The sequence below is a fragment of the Streptomyces sp. NPDC054796 genome (assembly GCF_053611545.1).
Genome location: NZ_JBSHAO010000002.1, coordinates 272,352 through 293,405, shown reverse-complemented (window position 1 = coordinate 293,405; position 21,054 = coordinate 272,352). Strand labels below are relative to the sequence as shown.

The window sequence follows — 21,054 nt, the reverse complement described above, 5'->3', positions numbered from 1 at the left end:
CCGCCGGGTGCCCCCCCGGGGGGCGCCCCCCGGCCGCCCCCCCGCCCCCCGCCGCGGGGGCCCGGGTGTGGTGGGTGGGCCCCCCCCGCGCCGGGGGGGGGCCCCCCCCCCCACGACGGTGGTGTGACGCGTCCTCAGCTCACTTCCGCGTCACCGTTCACTCACTCACCCAGTCACTCACCACCGGGTTGCCGTCGGACGGGCGTCACCTGTAGGTGATGTCCGACGTGCTGTACTTGCAGTACGTGCCGTCGGGGCCCGAGCCGTTCTTGGTGGGCTCGTCGCCGTCGTCGTTCCCGATGTACTTCTGGCACGGCACGATCTTCTTGCTGCTGTCCCCGACGATGGTGATGCCGCGCAGGGTCAGCGAGTCACCGTAGTTGGTGTTGATACCGCCGATGACGCTGCCGGGCGCGGTGATCTCCGTGTTGCTGACGCTGATGGTGCGCTTGTACTGGGTCGAGCAGTTGCCGCAGGACCGCACGAAGGTCTTGAAGTCCTGGCCTGCGAAGTTGGAGATGTTCAGCGTGCCGCCGCCGTTGAACTGGAAGATCTTGTCGGCGGCCTTGCGGGCACCGCCGCCGCTGACCGTGTAGGTCTCGCCGCTGCCCCGGAAGGTGGCCGCGTCCTCGCCGACGTCCTCCCACCACACGTTCTGGAGGGTGCAGCTACCGGAACAGTGGATACCGTCGGCTGCCGGGGCGCCGATGATGACGTTCTTCAGCGTCGCACCGTCGGCCAGCTTGAAGATCGGGTCCTGGCCCTCGTCCTGGCCGTCGCCGCCCAGGTCCCCGGTCCCGTAGTAGCGCTTCATGCCGCCGTCGACGGTACCGCTGATGCTCTTGGTGGCGCTGACGCCCTCGGAGCCGTTGGGGGAGGGCCATGTCGCGGCCGACGCGGACGACATCGTCAGCCCGGAGGCCAGCGCCCCGAGAACGAGGGCGCCGACGCCGAGGCCGCTGCCCGTGATGATCCGCTGTCTTTTGGTGAGGCGCCTGCGGTGGAGGCTGGTCATCGTTGGCTCCTTGTGGGGAGGGGGAAGACGGGGGTCACGCCCGTGCCCCGCGGAGGGGGAGGACCCGGCCGGTGCGGCCGGGCCTCCGGTGTCCTTCGCCGGGGCACGTGACGTCCGGACGGTTGCGCTGTCCGTGTCTCCTCGTCGCCGCGGGAGCGGGATAGGTTGCCGGGTGTTCCGGGAATTTCTTCGCCGGTGAACCCCGGCCCCCTATGGGCGGTCAGCGGTCGGCGGCCAGGGCCCCGCAGTTGGTGCCGACGCGCGAGACGCCCTCCCCGCCGATGACGCCGCCCCAGTTGACGCACTTGCCCGCCGCGTCCACGTAGACGGGACCGGCGTACGAGCGGTACTCGCCGATGTCCTCCTCCGGCTTCGGGTCGATGGCGTCACTGGTGATGAGGCTGGCGACCATGAAGACCGGGTCGCCCGGAGTGTTCCGGACGGTGACGACGCAGTTGGTGCCGATGCTGGAGTTGTAGGTGAGGAAGACGGTGCCTGATGTGCCGATGGGCGCCGAGTTGACGACCTTGTAGCCGCTTCCGCAGGCGCCGTTGTAGCCGGCACGGGCCGCCGCCTGAGCCTGCGGACCTGTGAAGAGGAGCAGTCCGCAGCCGGTGGCGGCGGTGACGGCCGCGGCGGTGACCGCGCGTCGGGTGAGCTTCATGGTTCCCCGTTTCCGTTGTGGTGGTGCACACGGTGGCGTCCTGACGCCACTGGGTACGACCGGTCGGCACCGGGGCACGTTGTACGGGAGCTGCGTGTGTGACGAAACGCGGACAATGCGCGGCGTGCTTGCCCCCTCCCAGGAAAATGGGGCGCGCTCGGGGGAGTGCCGACGGTACGGTCCCGGGATGCCTGATGAGGACGGTTGCTTTGGGGAAAGTATCGCGGCCACCTACGACGAGTCGTCGCCGGACATGTTCAGCGCGGAAGCGGTGGATCCCGCGGTCGATGTGCTGGCCGCCCTCGCGGGGGACGGGCCCGCGCTCGAATTCGGCATCGGCACGGGCCGTATCGCCCTGCCACTGGCCGGGCGTGGTGTGCCGGTGCACGGCATCGACATGTCCCGGGCCATGCTGTCCCGGCTGCGCGCCAAACCCGGCGGCGACGCCATCGGCGTGACGGTCGGCGACTTCGCGACGACGCGGGTGCCGGGCCCCGGCGTGGATGTGGACGTGGACACGGGTGCGGGGGCGGGTGCGTTCGCCGTCGTCTACCTCGTCTTCAACACCATCAACAACCTGACGACCCAGGACGCCCAGGTGACCTGCTTCCACAACGCGGCGGCGCACCTGCGGCCCGGTGGCGCCTTCGTCATCGAGGTGGGCGTGCCCGATCTGCGACGGCTGCCACCGGGGCAGAACGCCGTGCCGTTCCACATCGGCCCGGAGGCGTGGGCGTTCGACACCTATGACGTCGCCACCCAGGCCACGGCCTCCCACTACGTCACGCTCACCGACGGATGCCCCGAGTACCACTTCTTCCCGTTCCGGTACGTGTGGCCGTCCGAGCTGGATCTGATGGCGCGGCTCGCCGGGCTGCGGCTGCGCGCCCGGTGGGAGGGGTGGTCGCGGGCCCCGTTCACCAGCGAGAGCACCGGCCATGTCTCGGTCTGGGAGAAGCCCGCCGACTGACGCGGGCGGGGGAGCCGGGCCGGCTACGCCTTGAGCAGTTCTTCGCTCAGTTCCCAGAGCCGTCGGGCGGAGTCCGGGTCGAGGGAGTGCGACATGGCGGTGGACACGGGGTGTGCCGGGTCGAAGGGCCTGACCTCGTCGTCCAGTTCCGAGATGTCGCTGTTCCGCAGGTACACCCCGCCGATGCCGTCGAGGAGCGGGCTGGTGGCCGCGAACACGAGGGTGGCGGCCCCCTGCCGCGGTGTCTTCTTCTCGCGTTCGGGGTCGATGACGGGACGACCCGCCGCGTCGATCAGCCCCATGGCCCGTAACTGCTCCTGCCCCGCTGAGCTGTTGAGGCTCGTACCGGCGACGATGCCGGGGTGTGTGGCGTAGCCGCGGATGCCGTGCTGTTCCCAACGGCGGTCCAGCTCGACGGAGAAGAGCACGTTGGCCGTCTTGGACTGGGCGTAGGCGAGGTTCTTGTCGTAGCCGGAGGCGAAGTGCGGGTCGTCCCAGCGGATGCCGGACATCCGCTGGGCGCCGGAGGTCACATTGACGACGCGGGCGCGGCCGGCGGCGCGCAGCGCGGGCAGCAGGCGCTGGGTCAGGTGGAAGTGGCCCAGGTGGTTGGCCGCGAACTGCACCTCGTAGCCGCGTGCTTCCACGGTCCGCTCGTCGGGCGCGGGGACACCGGCGTTGTTGATGAGGATGTGCAGCGGTCGGCCGGTGCCGAGGACGCGTGAGGCGAAGGCGTCGATCGACGCGGGGTCGAGGAGGTCCAGCCGGTCGGCCTCGACGTTCCCGATCCCGGACAGGGCCCGCGCGGCATTGCCCGGATCGCGCGAGGCCGTGACGACGTGCGCACCGGCCTCGGCCAGGGCGCGGGTGGCTTCCAGGCCGATTCCGGCATGGCCTCCGGTGATGACGACGTTCTTGCCGGTCAGATCGATGCCCGTGAGAACCTCGTCGGCTGTCGAGGCCGCGGTGAAGCCGGATCCGAGAGGGCGCTGTTTCTGGTTCATGCGACCACGCTAGGAGCCGGGGCGCGTACGGTGAATAAGTGACAGTTCACGTTTTCTTCGCGATCGTTCAGACATGCTGAGCGACCCGATGTCCGAGGTCTTCGACCTCATCGAGATCCGCGCTCTGATGACAGGTGGCTTCACCGCCCGTGGCGCGTGGGTGGCCCGCGATCGCCACCTCACACACCGTCTGAAATTCATCGCGGTCGCCCGCGGCCGGGCCCGGCTGACCGCCGGTGGCCCTGACGGCTCCGAAGGCTCCGGCGGCGCCGCCCGCCGGCTCGACCTCGAACCCGGCGACGTCGCCATCCTGAACAACCGGACCTGGCTCGAGGTATGGGGAGGCCCCGAGGACGAGGACCCGCACGAGATCGACGTGGAGGGCGCGACAGCCTTCCCGGTCGACGAGGCGGGCACCGACACACTTCTCGGCGGCCACATCGTCCTCAACGCGATCGGCGAGGCGCTGCTCCTGCACGCACTGCCACCTGTGGGCCATGTCCGGGCCGCGACCACCACCGTCCCCCTGCGCGCCAGGCTGGACCAGCTCCTCGACGAAGTGGCCTGCGACCGCGTCGGCTCCGCCTTCGCCATCCGCCGGCACGGACAGCTCCTGGTGCTCGACATGCTGCGCGTCCACCTCGGCCGGGCCGCTCTTCCCCCGGGCCGGCTGCGGGTGCTGACCGACGAGCGGCTGCACGCGGCGGTGGCCCTCATGCACGCCGAACCGGGCAGAGCCTGGAAGCTGGAGACGCTGGCGCGCGCCGCGTCCATGTCGCGTACGGCATTCGCCACCCGCTTCCGCGAGGTGGCGGGCACACCGCCGCTCACCTACCTCCACCACTGGCGCATGCTCCTGGCACAGCGCGCCCTGCGGGAGGGCGACGGACACATCGGCGCGCTGGCCGCGGAGCTGGGCTACTCGTCGGAAAGCGCCTTCAGCACCGCGTTCAGACGCGAGGTCGGGGAACCGCCGCTGCGGTACAGGAAACGCGTCCGCGAGGAAGGCGCCGGGCCCGGCGGCAGGGACCGGCAGGGCCGGGACGGGGCTGCGACGGGCGGGCTCAGGGGTGTCTCGTGACCGCCATCTGCTGCGCCACGGCTGCCACAGCGCACAGCGCCCGGAGCAGGAGCTGCGCCGTCGCTGCCGTCCTCCAGCACGGCAGAGTGCCCCGGCTCGGACCGGGGAGGGCGGGACGGGCCCGTCCCCGATACGTGCCGAGTGTGCCGGGTACCGGGGGTACCGGGCGTGCCGGTGTGAGCGGATGCCCGGCATGGTGCGTCAGATGGCGGCGGGGGTGTCCTCCTGCTTCGGCGCGTCCGCGACGGGAGTGGTGGCGGAGTAGAACACCGACTTGTTCTGCTTGCTGCGGTCGGCCTGGCCCTTGGCGACGAGTGCTTCGAGTGTGTTGCGTACGACAGTGGTTCCGAACTTACGTTCCGGGTGCGCCTGGGTGAGCGCCGTGGTGATCTCGGCCGCTGAGCGCGGCTCGCTCAGCCCGCTGAGGTGTCCCGCGACGAGCTCGCGGAGAGTGGGCTGACCTGCGGAGCGGGCCGAGGTGGCACGGGACTTGGCCGCGCCCGGCTTCTTCTTCCCGGCCGCGCCCGCCGTGCTCGCGGTCTCCTTGGCCTTGGCGGTGCGTGCGGTGCCCCTGGGCTTGGCGGGCTGCGCGTCGTCCTTGGACTTGCGCGCCTTGGGAAGCTTGGCGCCCTTGCGCGATGCGGCGGAGCCCGAAGCCTTGGCGCGCGGTGCGGCGGCCGTCTGCTCGCCGCCGAGTGCCTGCCGCATCTCCACCAGCAGGGCGTGGTCCTCCTCAAGGCCGCGCAACTGCTCCTGAAGGGCGGTCACTTCCTCACCGATACGTTGCTGCTCGCGCTCGTTGTGCTCCAGGTCCGAGGTCACCTGGGAGGCGTACTGGGACTTCAAGTTGGTGGTGTCCTTGGCGGTTTCCGGCATGACGCCTCACTTTCGGGATCTGTGCGGTTGCTGGTGGCGGATGGTACTCCACACAGTGCGTACGTGACGTCCTCGTGTGCGAGGAGGTGTGTGCGCGGTGTGCGGTGTGACCACGTGAAAGACCGCCTTCCCGAAACCATGCCGCACACTCGCACGAGAACGGGAAACACCCACACGTGAACGCGGAACGCGCGCGGGAAGCACGGCACGCACGACAGGAAGTCCCGCTCGGCGCCGGGGATATCCGGTGTCATGTCACGGCCCCGGCTGCGACACTCACGCGCATGGACGACGAGATGACGCGGCTGCGTGCCGCCGCCGTCGAGTGGGCGGCCGGTGGTGCGGAAGCACAGCGGGGCGCGACGGTCACGCGGGAGCTGGTGTCGGAGAGCGGCCTGCGCCGGTTCGTGCTCGTCGAAGGGCTCAGCGACCAGGTCGCGCTGGAGACCCTGGCCGCGCGGCACGGCAGGGACCTCGCAGCCGAGGGCATCTGCGTCGTCCCGCTCGGCGGCGCGACGAGCATCGGCCGCTTTCTCGCCCTGCTGGGCCCGCAGGGGCTCGACGTCGCGCTCGCCGGCCTGTGCGACGCGGGCGAGGAAGCCTTCTTCCGCCGTGCGCTGGACCGCGCCGGTCTCGGTTCCCCGCGTGCGCGCGGCGGGCTGGAGCGGCTGGGCTTCTACGTGTGCGTCGCCGACCTGGAGGACGAACTGATCCGCTCACTCGGCGCCGCCACCGTGCAGCGCGTGGTCGAGGAGCAGGGGGAACTGCGCGCGTTCCGCACCCTCCAGAAGCAGCCTGCGCATCGGGGACGGGCCGTCGAACTCCAGTTGCGGCGCTTCATGGGCAGCCTCGGCGGTCGCAAGGCCCGTTACGCGCGCTCCCTCGTGGAGGCACTGGATCCGGCGCACGTCCCCGAGCCGCTGGAGCGGCTGCTCGGCCACATCTGACGCGTGTGTGTACTGGTCAGCGGTAGCCGTGCGCGTCGGCGGGCTTGCCCGGGTCCTGGACCTCGACCATGTACCGCCAGAAGTCCGGGCGGCTGCCGTCCCGGTCGGTGAAGCCGTAGACCTGTGCGAGCCCGCCGCTGGACAGCGACCGCTTGTTCCAGCGCCCCACCTCGGGGTCGGCGGCCAGCGCGGCGACCGCCCGGCCGACGAAGGAGGGGGACTCGGACATGCAGAAGTGCGGTTCGTTCGCCACCGCGTCGCGCCAGTTCTCCTCGGTCACCCCGAAGTGGTCGAGCATGATCTCCGAGCGCATCCAGCCGGGGGTGAGCGCCACCGCCGTGCCGCCGCGCGGAGCCAGTTCGTGGCCGAGGGAGAAGGCCATGCGCAGTACGGCGGTCTTGGCGAGGTCGTAGAAGAACGAGACCCGGTAGGTGTCCAGGTTGTACTCGGCGGTGCCGTCGGTCATCTCGACCACCAGGCCCCTCTCCCCGCGCAGCAGCAGGGGCAGGGCGTGGTGGCTGGTGACGGCGTGGGTCTCGACCGCGAGGCGCAGCAGCCGCAGCCCCTTGTCCAGGTCGTGCTCCCACACGGGCGAGTCCCACGCGAAGAGGTGCTCACTGCCCCAGATGTCGTTGACCAGGACGTCCAGTCGCCCCTCCTCCGCTTCGATCCGTCCTACGAGCGCGCGGACCTCGGCGGGCACGAGGTGGTCGGTGGGGACGGCGATGCCCCGGCCGCCTGCCTCGGTCACCAGGTCGGCGGTGTCCTCGATGGTCTCCGGGCGGTCGTACTCCGACCGTCGGCCCCGGGTGCTCCGGCCGGTGACGTAGACGGTGGCCCCGGCCGCCCCCAGCTCGACCGCGATCCCTCTGCCTGCCCCGCGCGTCGCCCCCGCGACGAGGGCGACCTTGCCCTCCAGTGCTGCGGACATGTGTGTCCTTCCCTGTCCGGTCCGTGCCGCACCCTCGTGCGGCGTGAGGACCATGGTCACCGGGAATCCCGACACCTCATGTCGGGTTTCCCGGGCGGTTTTCCGAGGTGACGTGCGGTGCTCCGAGGTGACGGGAGTGGACGGGGGCGGGCCGTGATGGCGGTGGATACTGACACCGCTTACGGACACGGACGAGGAGGACGAGCAGTGACCACCGACAACCGCACAGGACCGCCCCGCTCGGGAAGCGAGCGCGACACACTGCGGGCCTTTCTCGACTACCACCGCGCGACCCTCGCCATGAAGTGCGAAGGGCTCACCGACGAGCAACTGCGGCAGCGGTCGATGCCGCCCTCCACGCTGTCGCTGCTCGGCCTGGTGCGGCACATGGCGGAGGTGGAACGCGCCTGGTTCCGCCGGGTGTTCGAGGACAACGACGTGCCCCTGGTCTGGTCCGACAGGACCGACTTCCAGGCGGCGTACGACGCGAGCGCGTCGACCCGTGAGGAGGCGTTCGGGGCCTGGGAGGCCGAGGTGGCGCACTCGCGGCGGATCGAGCGGGAGGCCGGGTCGCTGGACCGTGCCGGGTACCAGCCGCGGTGGGGCGAGGAGGTGTCACTGCGGATGGCGATGGTGCACGTGCTCATGGAGTACGGCCGCCACAACGGGCACGCGGACTTCCTGCGGGAGGGTGTCGACGGAACGGTGGGCGCCTGAGCCGACGGCGCAGTCCGCCTGAGCCGACGCCGGTGGCCCGTCGCCGTCGGCTCAGGAGGGCTGCGCCTGGAACGAGGCCCGGTACGCCTGCGGGGTGAGGCCCACCACGCGCTTGAAGCGCTCGCGGAAGGCCGTCGGCGAGCCGAACCCCGACTGCGCGGCGATGCGTTCGACGCCGTACTCCGTGGTCTCCAGCAGGAACTGCGCCCTGCGCACCCGGGCCCGCAGCAGCCACTGCAACGGTGTGGTGCCCGTCTGTTCACGGAACCGGCGGCTGAAGGTGCGCTCGCTCATCCCGCACCGCGCCGCCATGGCCTCCAGGGTGAGGTCCTGGCCGAGGTTGTCCTCGATCCAGGCGAGGACCGGTTCGAGGAGCGAGCCCCGTGGCACGGGAGGCTGCTCGTGGACGATGAACTGGGCCTGCCCGCCCTCCCGTTCCAGGGGCATGACCGACAACCGCGCGGCGTCGGCCGCCACGGCGGATCCCAGATCGCGGCGGATCATGTGCAGACATAGGTCGAGACCGGCGGCGGCGCCCGCCGAGGTGAGGAACTGGCCGTTGTCGACGTAGAGCACGTCCGGCCGGACGTCGACCAGCGGGAACCGCTCGGCCAGCGCCCGCGCCCCCAGCCAGTGTGTCGTCGCGCTCAGCCCGTCCAGCAGGCCCGTAGCCGCGAGGATGAACGCTCCGCTGCATATCGACGCGATGCGGGTGCCCGAAGCGGCGGCGGCGCGCAGCGCGTCGAGTGCCTCCGGCGGCGGGGGCGGCGCGGTCTCGGCGCAGCCGGGCACGATGACCGTGTCCGCGTCCGCCAGCGCCTCCAGGCCCCACGGCGGGCGCATGGTGAACGCCTCGCCGCGCACCTCCGGAGTGAGCCCGCAGAGCCGCACGGTGTACGGGCGGCGGCCGTCGGGCAGGCGGGTGCGTCCGAACACCTCGATGGGTGTCGCCATGTCGAAGGGGACGACATCGTCCAGGACCAGGATCGCCACCGTATGCATGAGGCCCACAGTAAACGGTTTCCCGCCAGCGGCGGTACGAGGCGGATGTGCCGCATCGTCGCACGTCACGGCGCTGGCGAGAATCCGTTGGTATGTGGCGGTCCAGCCCATGGGGCGAGGGGCGGGACCGGCTTAGCATGCTCACGGAGACACCGATGACCTGTTCCTGCGTGAGAAAGCAACCACACATGTCAGCACGCACATCCGCGTACGCGCCCGTCGAGAGCACCCATGGCAGGGCAGCGCCGCCGACCCGCGCCGCTCGCGCCGTGGTGGCCGGGACGACGGGGCCGGGTGCGCGCCGATGACGAAGTTCCTGCTCTCCGTGCACGTCCTCGCCGCCATCATCGCGATCGGTCCCGTGACCGTGGCCGCCAGCATGTTCCCGGCAGCCTTCCGCCGTGCCGCGGCGGCTCTCCTCCCCGTCGGCGCCGACACCAGCGGCACCGGTGCCGGAGACATCGGTGCCGGAGACACGGGTGCGGGCGCGGGTGCGGGCGCGGGCGCCACCGTCCATGTGCTGCACCGGATCTGCCGCGTCTACGCCGTCATCGGGCTGGCGGTGCCCGTCTTCGGGTTCGCCACGGCCAGCAGCCTCGGCGTACTCGGTGACACCTGGCTGATCGTCTCGATCGTCCTCACCCTGCTCGCCGCCGTGGTCCTGGGAGCGGTGGTACTGCCCCGTCAGGAGGCACTGCTCGACCAGCTCGACGCGGGCACACCGCCCACGGAACGCGGCGCGAGCGCGCGGCTCGCCATGTTCACCGGCGTCTTCAACCTGCTGTGGGCCGTGGTGACCGTACTGATGATCGTCAGGCCGGGCTCGACGACGGGAGCGTGACCGGCCGCCAGAGCCGCCAGGACCATCAGAGCCGCCGGGGCCGCCCGTCGCCCTAGAATCGCCGTACGGCCCCGATGGCGCCCCGACCGAGAGCGGTGCGATGAGCGAGCCTTCCAGCAACGACGGGACGAAGCGTGTGCGGCCTCCGGTGCCCGGGGGCCGCAGGGGACACGGGGCGGGGCCGTGCGGGCCGCGAGCCTGAGCCGGTCCGGCGTCGTGGAGGTGCGGGACTTCCCGCTGCCCGTGCCAGGCGCAGGCCAGGTGCTGGTCGAGATGAGGTACGCGGCGATCTGCGGCTCCGACCTCCACGTCGTCTACGACGGCTTCCACGACGACGACTTCCTGAACCGGCCCGGCTATCCGGGGCACGAGGGAGTCGGCCATGTGGTGGACAGCCGCGCACCAGGCATCGCGGCGGGCACACCTGTCCTCACCGTCCCGTACGGCACGCGCGGCGGGTGCTTCGCCGAGTACCAGGCCGTCGACGCCACACACGTCGTCCCCCTGCGCGAGGGGGCCGATCTGCGCCGCTCGCTGCTCGCACAGCAACTCGGCACCACGATCTACGCCATGAAGAAGTTCCTGCCCTGCTCCACACTGTCCGACGGGCTCGTGCCCCGCAGCGCGGTGGTCATCGGCGCCGGCTCCGCCGGGCTCTTCCACCTCCAGCAGCTCGTCGCGCGTGGCATCGAGGTGCTCGTCTCCGACCTGAACGCGGACCGTCTCGCGCTCGCCGACCGCCTCGGCGCCGCCCGCACCGTGCTGGAGCCCGGCGCGTCCGTCGTCGAGGCGACGCTCGCGGCGACGGGCGGCGTCGGCGCCGATCTGGTCATCGAGGCGGCCGGTTACGACGTGGCACGCGCCGCGGCCGTCGAGTGCGCCCGCGAGCGGGGCACCGTCGGCTTCTTCGGCTACCCCGAACGCAAGGGCGACGCGCCCTTCCCCGTCGAGCGGGCGTTCCGCAAGGCGCTCACCATGGCGTGGGCCAACGGCACCCAGTCCGAACCCGGACTCGTCTCGTTCCGTGCCGCCGTCGAGGCCATCCACACGGGCGCCGTCACCGTGGACCACTGCCTGGAGAACATGTATCCGCTGGAGGAGACACCGGCCGCGTTCGCCGCCGCGCGGGCCCACGGCAACGGCACGGCCAAGGTCGGGCTGTTCATGCCGGGGGCCGTGATGCCGGGTGCGGTCGCGGTCGGCCGAGGCGGGTGACCGCGCCCGGCGTGGCGCGGGGTGTGTGTGGCGCGGGGTGTGAAGGGTCAGCCGCCGGGGGACGTGACACGCGCGTACGAGTGGTGCTGCGGCTCCGGCACGCGCAGCCCCTCGCGCACCGCCGCGTGGACCGCCCTGGCCAGCGGGGTGCCGATCCGCGACCGGGTTCCGCCGTAGCTCTCGGCAGGGCCGTGCGGCGGACACACGAGCACGACGGCATCGGTGCAGGTGCCCGTGCCCGGCACCCCCGCCTCCAGCAGTGCCTGGGTCTTGGCCTCGGTCACCGTGGCCACCGCGTTGATCATCGCCGCCTCGGACAGCCGCACCGGCAGCGCGGCGACCACGTTGACGGTGCCCGGCGCGGGCGGCGCGGTCGCCGCCACCGTGAGCTCCGGCGCCGCGGCCCACAGCGGGACGCCCACGCCCGTCGTCGCGGTGACCGTCACACCGTCCTCGTCACGCGTCACCCGGTGCCGTACGTCCACGGCCGTCATCAGCCCCGCACCGGGCCCCGCGCACCCCAACTCCTCGCCGACGCGCCGCAGATGGGCCTCGGGCGCTGACAGGTCGGCGTCGGGGGAGACGGTGGCGTTCAGCGCCCAGCGGCGCTCGCCCAGGCCGCCGCCGTACGGCCCTGAGGAGACGGTGAGCAGGGGCCGCGGAAAGCGCCAGACCAGCACGGGGAGCGCGGCCGACCAGTGAAGGGAAGGGTGCACCCGTTCATCCTCACCGCCGCGCGGGGCGCGCTCGTGCCCGCGGGGGCATGAGTTGGCTCACGTCGCCCCCGGGCCGCGTCGGCCGCACGGGACGTACGGGACGCGTGCGTCCGGCACGCCGTGGTGCCGATGTGCGGCGCGCACCCGCGTACGGCTATAGCGTGGGCACCCACCAAACGCCGCCGCTCGTGGGGCCGGTGGCGGTTCGGCACCCGGCCCCGCCGGTTCGTTTCTACAGTGCTGTAGGTTTTCGGCACTCGTCATACGACGCGACGCACCACACACAACGCATACAACGCAATGCACCGCACCGCACACCGGGAGGAAAAACGTGGGAGTCTCACTGTCCAAGGGCGGCAACGTCTCGCTCAGCAAGGAAGCGCCCGGCCTGACCGCGGTCACCGTCGGCCTGGGCTGGGACGTGCGTACCACCACCGGCACGGACTTCGACCTGGACGCCAGCGCGCTGCTGGTGGACACGGGCAGCAAGGTCGTCTCCGACCAGCACTTCGTCTTCTTCAACAACCTGACCAGCCCCGACGGCTCGGTCCAGCACACCGGTGACAACCTCACCGGTGAGGGCGAGGGCGACGACGAGCAGATCAAGGTCAACCTGGCGGGCGTTCCCGCGGAGGTCGACAAGATCGTCTTCCCGGTCTCCATCCACGAGGCCGAGAGCCGCCAGCAGAGCTTCGGCCAGGTACGCAACGCCTTCATCCGCGTCGTCAACCAGGCCGACAACAACGAGCTGGCCCGCTACGACCTCAGCGAGGACGCCTCGACGGAGACCGCCATGGTCTTCGGCGAGCTGTACCGCAACGGCGCCGAGTGGAAGTTCCGCGCCGTCGGCCAGGGCTATGCCTCGGGCCTGCGCGGCATCGCGCAGGACTTCGGCGTCAACGTCTGACCGAGACCGCGCCAGGGCCCGGCCCGGAGCAGACCGGGCCGGGCCCCGGATCAGATCACGCGGAAGAGGTCGGCGGCGGTACGGACGTCGGTGAGGTCCTCGACGGTGCGGAGGTTGTCGCACAGGGCCTCGAGGACCGAGCCGGTCTCGGCGGCATGCGGGGTGCCGATGGCCACGCCGAAGACGCGGAAGCCCAGCAGTCGCTTGGCGTCGTTCCAGCCGCGCATCCATTCCTCGGTGACGCCGCACTCGTCGTCGGTGATCAGGACGATGTCGCCGCGCGTGCGCGCCGCGTCGTTGAACTCCTCCTCCAGCAGCTCACCGGCCGCCGTCAGCGGCGACTGGTAGCTGGTGCCGCCGCCGAGGAAGGTCTCCGCGAAGTCGAGCGCCTCGGCGATGCCCGCGGGCCGGCCGGCCGGGAAGCGGAAGACCTGGAGCTTGTCGGCGGCGGAGAACAGGATGCCGACGAAGTCACGTCGGGCGTGGCGGGCCTGGTCCAGCAGCGCGAGGGCGCACGCCTTGGCCCACGCCTCCCGGGTCACCCCGCCGGGTCCCGCCGCGTACATGGAGTGCGAGGTGTCCACGCACGCGACGATGGCGCCCCGTCCCGTGCTCTGTTCTCCCTGGTGGTCGTAGAGCATCAGCTCTCCCGCGGCGTAGCGCGCGGCGAACACCGCACGCAGCGCGGGCAGACCGAGGTGGGCCAGTTCGGAGGGAATGACGCGGGAGAGGTCGTCGCCGAGCGTGACGCCGATCAGCTCCCCGGCCGTGTTCTCCACCTTGCGGGCACGCTCGCCGCCCGCCATCCGGCGGAAACGGCCGATCAGTTCGGCCCACTGGGCGAGTCGGCCGGTACGCAGCCGCTCCGCGAGCCGGGCGCGCTGCTCCCAGGGCAGCCGCTCCAGTTCCGCGGCGTCGAACCCCCACGTCCGCGTCAGCGCGGCCTCATGGCGGGTGGCCGCCGCGCGCCTCGCCACCGTGTTGCGTGTGGTGGTGCGGTGCGCCGGGGTCGCGTCCGTGGTCGCGGGGGCCTGTGGGGTGCCTCGTGCGGGCTGCCGCGCGGGGGTGGGGGCGGGGGCGGCCGGGGGCGGCACGGTGCCGTGCTCGTCGGCCCCGTCGCCCTTGTCGTCGGCCATGTCGGCCCTGTCGGCGGCCTGTTGGTGTGCCCCGCTCATGAGGGTGGCCCCGTCCACGGAGGCCGCCTCACCCCCGTCGCCCTGCCGGGCCCGCGGCACCCGCGCCGCCCGCTCCCCGCCGCCCCGGGGACGCTCCAGCATCCGGCGCAGCTCGGCGGCCCGGGCGAGGACGGCCATCGCGGCGGCGTAGGGGTCGCCGACCGTCTCCCGGCGCAGCTCGGCGAACTCCGGCGATGCCACCAGCGAGGTGACGATCCGGTGGCGGGCCAGCCGGGAGGGGTCCATCTCCGCGTGCTCGCGCAATCGTGGCGCGGACTGGTACGCGGCCAGGAACACGTCGCTGAGGAGGCCGGTGGCGTCGTCGTGGTGCTCGTTCAGTTCCCGGGCCAGCTCGCGCAGCGCGGCCGACCGTGCGTAGAGGTCACCCCACACGCTCCGGTCCGACCGGTCCGCGACCACGGCCGTGGTGTGCCGCCCGGAAGGCTCGACGGACGGGCCCTGCCACGCCCCGGCCCCGTTCGTCGGCCCTGCGGACCCGTCCGTCCGCTCGTCGCGCTCGCCCGGTGTCCCGTCCATGGCCCCGCTCCCGTCCCCTTCACACCCGTACCGTCGCGTCGCGCTCCCGCCGTGGCTCAGAGCTGGGACTGCACCATGCGCGCGTCCAGGCCGAGGGCCTCGGTGAGCACGCGGGTGCGGACGGCGCGCTGGCGGCCGATGACACGGTCGACAGCGGCGGTGGAGCGCCCGGCGCCGGCCGCCTCCGCGCGCAGCTTCTCCAGCCGCTTCCCCGCCGTGGCCAGCGTGTGATGGGCCTTCGTGATGACCCACTCGCTCAGCGCCTCGCGGGACTGCCCGGCCATGGCGTCGAGCTGAGCCTCCAACTCCTCGATGGCGTCGGCCAGATCGAGCGCTTCCTTGGCGTCGGGGTTGACCAGTTGCAGCACCTCGCGCTCGACGGTCGGCCGCTCGGCAGGGGAGTCCCACAGCACATGTGTCAGCACCGACAGGTCGGTCTCGGCGACCGCCGTGCGGTCGTCGAGGTAAGCGGAAGCCTGGAGCAGGCCCACCGCCTGCCGCCAGCGGCGGTCGGAGGCGATGAGTTCCTTGCGGCGCAGCGCGGCGCGCAGTGTGCACACCGCGTCCACGATCCCGTCGGGGACGTCCACGTCCGGGACGGCCTCGGTCACGGCGTGCCGCAACGCGGCCAGTTCGACGGTGGTACGGGCCGGTGCCGTCGGGCGGCCGACGGCGGAGCGGATCAGCGCGGCGAAGTTCGACGGGTCCGCCAGGTACCCGACCTCGATCCGCACCAGCAGCCGGTCGTAGATCGCTGCCGTGTCCTCTCCCGCGGGCAGTTCGTTGCTCGCCGTGATGGCACCGATCAGGGGGCAGCGGATCGGCGCGCCGCCGCTCTCGGGGTGGTAGATCCGCTCGTTGAGGTAGCCCAGGGTCTCGTTCAGTGCGGCCGTCGAGCACTTGAAGATCTCGTCGATGAACGCGACATGCGCGGTCGTGGCGCGGCCGTCGAAGATCTGGCGGTACTCGCCCCTGGCCAGCGCGGCGACGTCGACGGGACCGAACATCCTCGTCGGCGCCGTGAACTTCGACAGCAGGATCTCCCAGTAGGACGCGCCCTCGATCCTGCCCGTCAGCTCCCTGGCCAGCTCGGACTTCGCCGTTCCCGGCGGGCCGAGCACCAGCGAGTGCTGTCCGGCCAGCAGTGTCACCAGCAGCGTCCGCACCACGTCGGCCCGCTCGTAGAAGCGGTCCGACAACTCGTCGCTGATCGCCCGCAGCCGCTTGGACGTCCCCTGCGGATCGGGTGCGTCCCGCGTCTCCTGTGTGCCGTGCACGCCCTGTCTGCCGTGCGCGCCCTGCGCGTCGTGTGCGCCCATGTTCGGATCCTTGCCTGTGACGCCCTCTGGAGCGATGACCCCGGGCCGTTCCCGGAAACGGAACGGATCGGAACGGCCCGTCGCCCGAGCAAGATACCCGGCGACGGGGACACTTCGGCCGCCACCGAAGTGTCCCCTCCGTACGATCGCTGCCATGCATCTCGCACATCGGGGCGGTACGCCCACGACCACCGTTCGGCCCGCCCTCACTCTCACTCTCACCCTCGCCCTCGCCTCGTTCCTCCCTGCGCGGGAGGGTACGGCGTGACGGTGTGGGAGATGTGCGCGGTCCTCGCGGCGGGGCTCGGGGCCGGGGCCGTCAACACCGTCGTCGGCTCGGGCACACTGATCACGTTCCCCGTTCTGCTGGCCGTCGGCCTGCCACCCGTCACCGCGACGGTCTCCAACGCACTGGGCCTGGTGCCCGGTTCGGTCAGCGGAGCCATCGGCTACCGCAAGGAACTCCGCGGGCAGCGCCGCCTCGTCCTCAGGCTGACGGCGGGCGCGGTGCTCGGCGGACTCGCCGGTGCCATGCTGCTGCTGGCACTGCCCGCCGCCGCGTTCGAGATGATCGTGCCGGTCCTGGTCGGGCTCGCGCTGCTCCTCATCGTCCTCCAGCCGCGCGTCAGCCGCGCCGTGCGGCGGCGCCGCGCACGCACCGGGCGCCCCCTGTCGGCGCACGGCGGTCCCGGGCTGCTGGCGGGGGTGGGGCTGGCCAGCGTCTACGGCGGCTACTTCTCGGCGGCCCAGGGCATCATCTACGTCTCCCTGATGGGCATGTTGCTCGACGAACCCATGCAGCGACTCGTCGCCGTCAAGAACGTGCTCGTCGCCGTCGTGAACGGTGTCGCCGCCCTGTTCTTCCTCTGGAAGGCCGACTTCGACTGGACGGCCGTCGCCCTGCTCGCGGCCGGCTCCGCCGTGGGCGGGCGGCTCGGCGCCACGGTGGGCCGCCGCCTCAGCCCCGTGCTGCTGCGCTGCCTGATCGTGGTGGTCGGCGGCGCGGCCATCGCCCAGTTGGTGCTGGGCTGACGCGGCCCGGGCGTCGCGCCCCCGCTCACAGCTCACACGGAGCGCGCGAGGCGGAAACCGAGGTCGTCGATGCGGAAGGTCGGGTGGCTCTTGCGGCGGCACGAGGCACGGCACGCCCGGGGGCGGTCGTAGGCGCCACCACCCCGGAAGACGCGGTACGGGCCGTAGACGGCGGGGTCGTAGAGGTCCCAGCACCACTCCCACACGTTGCCGATCATGTCGTGCAGGCCCCACGCGTTCGGCGCCCTCGTGGCGACGTCGTGCACCTGGTCACCGGAGTTGCCGCGGTGCCAGGCGATCTCGTCCAGCTCTCCGTAGCGCACGTCCGGGGTCCCGGCGCGGCACGCGTACTCCCACTCGGCCTCGGTGGGAAGGCGGTAGCCGTCGGCGGCATCGTCGCGGACGACGTCGAGTGCGTCGGGGTCGCCCGGGTCGTCGCCCGTCACGTAGCACGGGGTGAGGCCCGCCTCGCGCGAGAGCAGGTCGCAGAACCGCAGAGCGTCCTTCCAGGACACCTCGGTCACCGGCGTCCGCGGCCCGCCGCCGCTCGTGAGGTCCGCGTCGCTCGTGGGGCCCTTGCCGCTCGACGGTGCCTCGCCGCGGACGGCGAGGTACAGCTCGCGCGTGACCGGGTACGGCGCCAGTCTGAAGGCCGGGACCTCGGCCTTCCACTCCGTCCTCGTGCCCTCGTCCCGCAGGACGATCTCGCCCGCCGGAATGCTCACCAGCCCCTCGTCGACCGACTGGGAAGGTGCCGTTCCAGGGCTCACCGCGACTCCTCGTGTGTCGTGACCCGTGACCTGTGACCTACGACCCGTGACTCGTGACCCGCCGTCATCCTCGCGGACTGATCCCCGCCATGGCCAGGCCGAGCAGGCGGTCCGCCTCGGCGGCGGGGTCAGGGAGGTGCTCGGTGGCCAGCACGATGCCCGAGATCAGCGTGAGCAGATCCGGGACGGTCACGCCGGGCGCCACCGCTCCGGCCCGCGCCGCGCGTCGCAGCAGCGGCTCGCCCGCCTCGCCCAACCGCGCCGCGCAGGTGCTGGGGTGGCCCTGCTCGTCCGCCCCTTCCCGGGTCAGGGCGGTGGCCAGCCCTCGCGCGTCGGCGGCGTAGACGGTGAGCGCGCTCAGCCACTCCAGCAGCGCGGTCCGTGCGTCCCGTGCCCCGGACAGTTCGTGGGCGCGTGCGCACAGGCCCTGGATCCGCTCCTGGAAGACGGCCTCCAGCAGTGCGCAGCGGCTGGGGAAGTGGCGGCGCACGGTGGCCGATCCGACGCCCGCCGTGCGCGCGATCTGCTCCAGGGAGGCGTCGGCGCCGTGCGCGGCGACCTCGTCCACGGCCACGGCGAGGATGCGCGCGTAGTTGCGACGGGCGTCCGCACGCTGTGCGGGCTGTGCGGGCCGCGTGGACTGCGTGGGCATGGCGTCACCTCCTGGAGGGTTGCTAAGTGGCGGGGCCCTCCGTATCGTAGCGGAACGGTAAGTGGCGGGCCCCGCCGTTTAAGGGTCCGCCGTCAACTCCTGCCGGGCCACAGCGCGTTCCGCCCGCCGTCCCACGGCGCACACCATCCGAGGAGCACTCATGCCCACAGATCCCGCACCCGTCCTGGTCACAGGCGCCACCGGCCAGCAGGGCGGCGCCACGGCGCGTGCGCTGCTCGCGACGGGCGTGCCCGTACGGGCCCTGGTACGCGACCCGTCCACCGAACGTGCTCGCGCGCTCGCGGCGCTGGGCGCCGAGCTGGTGACCGGCGACCTCCTCGACCTCGACTCCGTGCGCCGGGCCGCCGACGGGGCCCGCGCCGTCTTCTCCGTGCAACTGCCCGACCTGGCGGACCTCCAGAGCGACTCCGAGTGGGTGCAGGGCCGCAACCTCGTCGACGCCGCACGCGAGGCCGGAGTGGCCCAGTTCGTGCACACCTCCGTCTCCGGTGCCGGACAGCACCGGGACGCGCCCGGCTGGGACGAGGGGCGCTGGACGTCGATGGAGCACTACTTCGAGACCAAGAGCGCGATCCAGGACCGGGTCCGCGAGGCGGGCTTCCGGCACTGGACCCTCCTCAAGCCGGGCTTCTTCATGGAGAACCTCCTCCCCGGCACCTACCTGCTCCCGAAGGGTCCCGAAGGCGGCCTGGTGACCGTCATCAGGCCCGATACCGTGCTGGCGCTCGTCGCCGTCGACGACATTGGCGCCGCTGCCGCCGCGGCCTTCGCCGACCCGGAGCACTTCCACGGGGTCGAGCTGGAACTGGCCAGCGAGCGGGCGTCCATGACCCGCGTCGCCGAAGTCCTCTCCCGCGCGCTGGGCGTCGAGCTGACCGCCCCCTCCATGACGGTGGACGAGGCGCTGGCCGCCGGGGCGCCGGAGTTCGTCGCCTCGCACGCGTGGCTGAACGAGGTCGACCAGCCCGCGCGCCCCGAGGACGCGCGGGCCCTGGGCATCCCGCTCACCGGCTTCGCGCGGTGGGCCGAGCGGTACCTGACCCCGGAGGCACCGGCGTCGGACGGGTGACCACCGCACCGCGGCACCATCGCTTGGCGCCGCGCCGCGACCAGCCGCGTCAGGCCGTCGGTGCGGCGGCGCGCGGCTCGACGGTGACGGTGACGGGGGAGGGCGCGAGGATGGTCCTGGGACGCGGCGCGGCACGGGCGTCGGGCCGGAGGTGTCGGGCCGGAGGTGCCATCGCCGTCCGGTCGCCGCGACGAGGAGGACCAGCTCCGCCGGCGCGTAGTCCCCGCCGGGGCACCCGTGGACGCCCGCGCCGAAGGGAAGGTAGGCGGTGCGGTGCGTCGACGCTCCCGCGCGGGCCCCGGTCCAGCGGCCGGGGTCGAAGACGGCGGGACGGGGATGGAAGCGGGGGTCCCGGTGGATGACGTAGGGGCTGTAGAAGAGCTGCGTCCCCGAGGGGAACTCGTGGCCGCCCAGCGTCACGGGAGCGGTGGCGCGACGCGGGAAGAGCCAGACCGGCGGGTAGTAGCGCAAGGTCTCGGTGAGCACGTGCCCGGTGTAGGTGAGGCGGGGTATGTCGTCGGGGCGCACGTCCCGGTCGCCCACGACGGCGTCGGCCTCCTCGCGGACCCGCGCGCGGACATGGGGGTGGCGGTCGAGGAGGTGGAAGACCCACGCTGCCGTGCTGGCGGTGGTGTGGGCTCCGGTGACGAGGGAGGCGACGTCGTCCACGAGCTGCGCGTCGTCGGTACCCTCGCCGATGGCCGCCAGGGCCGGGCTGTCGCGGTGCGCGGCGACGAGCTTCTCGAACACCGCGCGCAGCGTCGTCACGGCGGAGCGGTAGCGGGCCCGCTCGGGGGTCGGCACGCCGTTGAGCAGGGCGCGTGGGCCGTAGCCGCGGTAGGCGACGCCCTGGAAGAAGCCCGGCAGGTGACGGCGGATCGTGCGCAGATCGTGGTCGGACAGCGGGGCGCCGAACAGGGTGTGGGAGATGACCGTCAGTGCGAGGTCGGTCATCTCCGCGTTCAGCGCGAAGCGCTGCCCCGCCCGCCAGGACCGGGCACAGGCCGTGGCGTGCTCGGCCATGGCCGGAAAGTGCTCGGGCAGCCGGGACTTCTGGAACAGCGGCTGGACGGTGCGCCGACGCGTCAGATGGTGCTCCCCGTCGGCGACCGCGAGACCCTCCCCGAGCAGACCGCGCCCCTCGCGGAAGATGTCGCCCCGGTCGAACCGGCGCGTCGGGGCGGTGAGCAGAGCGCGCACCAGATCGGGATGGTTCAGCAGATACGCGGGACGGCGGCCGAGCCGGATGCGGGTGATGTCGCCCTGACGGCGCTGCGCCTCCAGGAACGCCAGCGGACCGGCCGCGAGGCGGGCGGTGTGCCCGAGGAGGGGCAGGGCACCGGGAACGGTGGGGATCGTGCTCACGGCATGCCCGTGCGGCGCCGCCGACGGGACGGTACTCACGGCACGTCCGCCAGAGGGCGCGGCGCGATGCCGGGATCGGCGTCGGGCGTGGCGAGATGTGGCTCATTGTGGCCGGCCCACGCCTCGTAACCGTCGCTGTGGTTCAGGCAGTTGCGCCCCGCGATCCGCGCCACCGCGCGGGAGATCGGGGTCGCGGTGTCGGGGGCGGACCGGGCCCAGTGCTCGCGG

Annotated in this window: 20 protein-coding genes and 1 pseudogene; 9 read left to right on the top strand and 12 right to left on the bottom strand. The window is 72.4% G+C overall.

The genetic code is table 11. From position 1 onward, the window contains the following. Positions 1-205: 205 nt before the first annotated feature. Both ACWGJ2_RS03085 and ACWGJ2_RS03080 read right to left on the bottom strand, forming a co-directional pair. Entirely contained in the window at positions 206-1,015 is an 810-nt protein-coding gene (locus tag ACWGJ2_RS03085; RefSeq protein ID WP_453344180.1) for a pectate lyase, read from the bottom strand. 220 nt (positions 1,016-1,235) lie between these two features. Next, positions 1,236-1,679 (bottom strand): spore-associated protein A, encoded by a 444-nt coding sequence (locus ACWGJ2_RS03080; protein WP_453344179.1) that lies wholly within the window; start codon positions 1,677-1,679, stop codon positions 1,236-1,238. A gap of 187 nt (positions 1,680-1,866) precedes the next feature. Here ACWGJ2_RS03080 and ACWGJ2_RS03075 point away from each other — a divergent pair, with 187 nt between their 5' ends. Then, complete coding sequence (locus ACWGJ2_RS03075) at positions 1,867-2,649, top strand: class I SAM-dependent DNA methyltransferase (RefSeq protein WP_453344178.1); 783 nt, start codon at positions 1,867-1,869, stop codon at positions 2,647-2,649. Between the two features lie 23 nt (positions 2,650-2,672). On the opposite strand, the gene ACWGJ2_RS03070 is transcribed toward ACWGJ2_RS03075, so the two are convergent. Further along, positions 2,673-3,653 (bottom strand): SDR family NAD(P)-dependent oxidoreductase, encoded by a 981-nt coding sequence (locus tag ACWGJ2_RS03070; protein WP_453344177.1) that lies wholly within the window; start codon positions 3,651-3,653, stop codon positions 2,673-2,675. Positions 3,654-3,726: 73 nt separating this feature from the next. On the opposite strand from ACWGJ2_RS03070, the gene ACWGJ2_RS03065 reads away from it, so the two are divergent. Continuing rightward, positions 3,727-4,734, top strand: a complete 1,008-nt coding sequence (locus ACWGJ2_RS03065) for an AraC family transcriptional regulator (RefSeq protein WP_453344176.1) — start codon at positions 3,727-3,729, stop codon at positions 4,732-4,734. Positions 4,735-4,935: 201 nt separating this feature from the next. Here the strand turns inward: ACWGJ2_RS03065 and ACWGJ2_RS03060 are convergent, their stop codons facing one another. Next, entirely contained in the window at positions 4,936-5,610 is a 675-nt protein-coding gene (locus tag ACWGJ2_RS03060; RefSeq protein WP_453344175.1) for a hypothetical protein, read from the bottom strand. Positions 5,611-5,894: 284 nt separating this feature from the next. Here ACWGJ2_RS03060 and ACWGJ2_RS03055 point away from each other — a divergent pair, with 284 nt between their 5' ends. Next, positions 5,895-6,557: a TOPRIM nucleotidyl transferase/hydrolase domain-containing protein gene (locus ACWGJ2_RS03055; RefSeq protein WP_453344174.1), complete on the top strand. Its 663-nt coding sequence runs from the start codon at positions 5,895-5,897 to the stop codon at positions 6,555-6,557. Positions 6,558-6,573: 16 nt separating this feature from the next. Here ACWGJ2_RS03055 and ACWGJ2_RS03050 read toward each other — a convergent pair whose 3' ends face one another. Next, the gene (locus ACWGJ2_RS03050; protein WP_453344173.1) at positions 6,574-7,488 is read right to left on the bottom strand and encodes an SDR family oxidoreductase; all 915 of its coding nucleotides are present in this window, start codon (positions 7,486-7,488) and stop codon (positions 6,574-6,576) included. 207 nt (positions 7,489-7,695) lie between these two features. On the opposite strand from ACWGJ2_RS03050, the gene ACWGJ2_RS03045 reads away from it, so the two are divergent. Continuing rightward, positions 7,696-8,205, top strand: coding sequence for a DinB family protein (locus ACWGJ2_RS03045; protein WP_453344172.1), 510 nt, complete (start codon positions 7,696-7,698; stop codon positions 8,203-8,205). A 51-nt stretch (positions 8,206-8,256) separates the two neighbouring features. On the opposite strand, the gene ACWGJ2_RS03040 is transcribed toward ACWGJ2_RS03045, so the two are convergent. Beyond that, positions 8,257-9,207 carry a GlxA family transcriptional regulator gene (locus tag ACWGJ2_RS03040; RefSeq protein WP_453344171.1) on the bottom strand — a complete coding sequence of 317 codons (951 nt, stop codon included), beginning with the start codon at positions 9,205-9,207 and terminating at the stop codon, positions 8,257-8,259. A 304-nt stretch (positions 9,208-9,511) separates the two neighbouring features. Between ACWGJ2_RS03040 and ACWGJ2_RS03035 the strand changes: the two genes are divergently transcribed. Together ACWGJ2_RS03035 and ACWGJ2_RS03030 are read left to right on the top strand one after the other, a co-directional pair. Continuing rightward, positions 9,512-10,048 carry a hypothetical protein gene (locus tag ACWGJ2_RS03035; RefSeq protein ID WP_453344170.1) on the top strand — a complete coding sequence of 179 codons (537 nt, stop codon included), beginning with the start codon at positions 9,512-9,514 and terminating at the stop codon, positions 10,046-10,048. A 183-nt stretch (positions 10,049-10,231) separates the two neighbouring features. Then, complete coding sequence (locus ACWGJ2_RS03030) at positions 10,232-11,263, top strand: zinc-binding dehydrogenase (RefSeq protein ID WP_453344169.1); 1,032 nt, start codon at positions 10,232-10,234, stop codon at positions 11,261-11,263. Between the two features lie 47 nt (positions 11,264-11,310). Here the strand turns inward: ACWGJ2_RS03030 and ACWGJ2_RS03025 are convergent, their stop codons facing one another. Beyond that, positions 11,311-11,979 (bottom strand): adenosylcobinamide amidohydrolase, encoded by a 669-nt coding sequence (locus ACWGJ2_RS03025; RefSeq protein WP_453344168.1) that lies wholly within the window; start codon positions 11,977-11,979, stop codon positions 11,311-11,313. 331 nt (positions 11,980-12,310) lie between these two features. Between ACWGJ2_RS03025 and ACWGJ2_RS03020 the strand changes: the two genes are divergently transcribed. Continuing rightward, positions 12,311-12,886 (top strand): TerD family protein, encoded by a 576-nt coding sequence (locus ACWGJ2_RS03020; RefSeq protein ID WP_453344167.1) that lies wholly within the window; start codon positions 12,311-12,313, stop codon positions 12,884-12,886. Between the two features lie 50 nt (positions 12,887-12,936). Here the strand turns inward: ACWGJ2_RS03020 and ACWGJ2_RS03015 are convergent, their stop codons facing one another. Together ACWGJ2_RS03015 and ACWGJ2_RS03010 are read right to left on the bottom strand one after the other, a co-directional pair. Beyond that, the gene (locus ACWGJ2_RS03015; RefSeq protein WP_453344166.1) at positions 12,937-14,598 is read right to left on the bottom strand and encodes a VWA domain-containing protein; all 1,662 of its coding nucleotides are present in this window, start codon (positions 14,596-14,598) and stop codon (positions 12,937-12,939) included. Positions 14,599-14,654: 56 nt separating this feature from the next. Beyond that, the gene (locus ACWGJ2_RS03010; RefSeq protein WP_453344165.1) at positions 14,655-15,917 is read right to left on the bottom strand and encodes an AAA family ATPase; all 1,263 of its coding nucleotides are present in this window, start codon (positions 15,915-15,917) and stop codon (positions 14,655-14,657) included. 264 nt (positions 15,918-16,181) lie between these two features. On the opposite strand from ACWGJ2_RS03010, the gene ACWGJ2_RS03005 reads away from it, so the two are divergent. After that, positions 16,182-16,949, top strand: a complete 768-nt coding sequence (locus ACWGJ2_RS03005; protein WP_453344164.1) for a sulfite exporter TauE/SafE family protein — start codon at positions 16,182-16,184, stop codon at positions 16,947-16,949. A 32-nt stretch (positions 16,950-16,981) separates the two neighbouring features. On the opposite strand, the gene ACWGJ2_RS03000 is transcribed toward ACWGJ2_RS03005, so the two are convergent. Both ACWGJ2_RS03000 and ACWGJ2_RS02995 read right to left on the bottom strand, forming a co-directional pair. After that, complete coding sequence (locus ACWGJ2_RS03000; RefSeq protein ID WP_453344163.1) at positions 16,982-17,719, bottom strand: formylglycine-generating enzyme family protein; 738 nt, start codon at positions 17,717-17,719, stop codon at positions 16,982-16,984. A gap of 64 nt (positions 17,720-17,783) precedes the next feature. Beyond that, positions 17,784-18,371: a TetR/AcrR family transcriptional regulator gene (locus tag ACWGJ2_RS02995; RefSeq protein WP_453344162.1), complete on the bottom strand. Its 588-nt coding sequence runs from the start codon at positions 18,369-18,371 to the stop codon at positions 17,784-17,786. 160 nt (positions 18,372-18,531) lie between these two features. Between ACWGJ2_RS02995 and ACWGJ2_RS02990 the strand changes: the two genes are divergently transcribed. Then, the gene (locus ACWGJ2_RS02990; protein ID WP_453344161.1) at positions 18,532-19,461 is read left to right on the top strand and encodes an NmrA family NAD(P)-binding protein; all 930 of its coding nucleotides are present in this window, start codon (positions 18,532-18,534) and stop codon (positions 19,459-19,461) included. Positions 19,462-19,662: 201 nt separating this feature from the next. Here ACWGJ2_RS02990 and ACWGJ2_RS02985 read toward each other — a convergent pair. After that, positions 19,663-20,826 (bottom strand): annotated as a pseudogene (locus tag ACWGJ2_RS02985) (cytochrome P450); the annotation flags it as partial. Positions 20,827-21,054: the final 228 nt, after the last annotated feature.

Bases quoted from the DNA above. Each gene is read 5' to 3' on its own strand.
- ACWGJ2_RS02995 (WP_453344162.1), bottom strand. From the start codon at position 18,371: ATGCCCACGCAGTCCACGCGGCCCGCACAGCCCGCACAGCGTGCGGAC.
- ACWGJ2_RS02990 (WP_453344161.1), top strand. From the start codon at position 18,532: ATGCCCACAGATCCCGCACCCGTCCTGGTCACAGGCGCCACCGGCCAG.
- ACWGJ2_RS03070 (WP_453344177.1), bottom strand. From the start codon at position 3,653: ATGAACCAGAAACAGCGCCCTCTCGGATCCGGCTTCACCGCGGCCTCG.
- ACWGJ2_RS03050 (WP_453344173.1), bottom strand. From the start codon at position 7,488: ATGTCCGCAGCACTGGAGGGCAAGGTCGCCCTCGTCGCGGGGGCGACG.
- ACWGJ2_RS03035 (WP_453344170.1), top strand. From the start codon at position 9,512: ATGACGAAGTTCCTGCTCTCCGTGCACGTCCTCGCCGCCATCATCGCG.
- ACWGJ2_RS03080 (WP_453344179.1), bottom strand. From the start codon at position 1,679: ATGAAGCTCACCCGACGCGCGGTCACCGCCGCGGCCGTCACCGCCGCC.
- ACWGJ2_RS03010 (WP_453344165.1), bottom strand. From the start codon at position 15,917: ATGGGCGCACACGACGCGCAGGGCGCGCACGGCAGACAGGGCGTGCAC.
- ACWGJ2_RS03015 (WP_453344166.1), bottom strand. From the start codon at position 14,598: ATGGACGGGACACCGGGCGAGCGCGACGAGCGGACGGACGGGTCCGCA.
- ACWGJ2_RS03085 (WP_453344180.1), bottom strand. From the start codon at position 1,015: ATGACCAGCCTCCACCGCAGGCGCCTCACCAAAAGACAGCGGATCATC.
- ACWGJ2_RS03040 (WP_453344171.1), bottom strand. From the start codon at position 9,207: ATGCATACGGTGGCGATCCTGGTCCTGGACGATGTCGTCCCCTTCGAC.
- ACWGJ2_RS03065 (WP_453344176.1), top strand. From the start codon at position 3,727: ATGCTGAGCGACCCGATGTCCGAGGTCTTCGACCTCATCGAGATCCGC.
- ACWGJ2_RS03055 (WP_453344174.1), top strand. From the start codon at position 5,895: ATGGACGACGAGATGACGCGGCTGCGTGCCGCCGCCGTCGAGTGGGCG.
- ACWGJ2_RS03075 (WP_453344178.1), top strand. From the start codon at position 1,867: ATGCCTGATGAGGACGGTTGCTTTGGGGAAAGTATCGCGGCCACCTAC.
- ACWGJ2_RS03060 (WP_453344175.1), bottom strand. From the start codon at position 5,610: ATGCCGGAAACCGCCAAGGACACCACCAACTTGAAGTCCCAGTACGCC.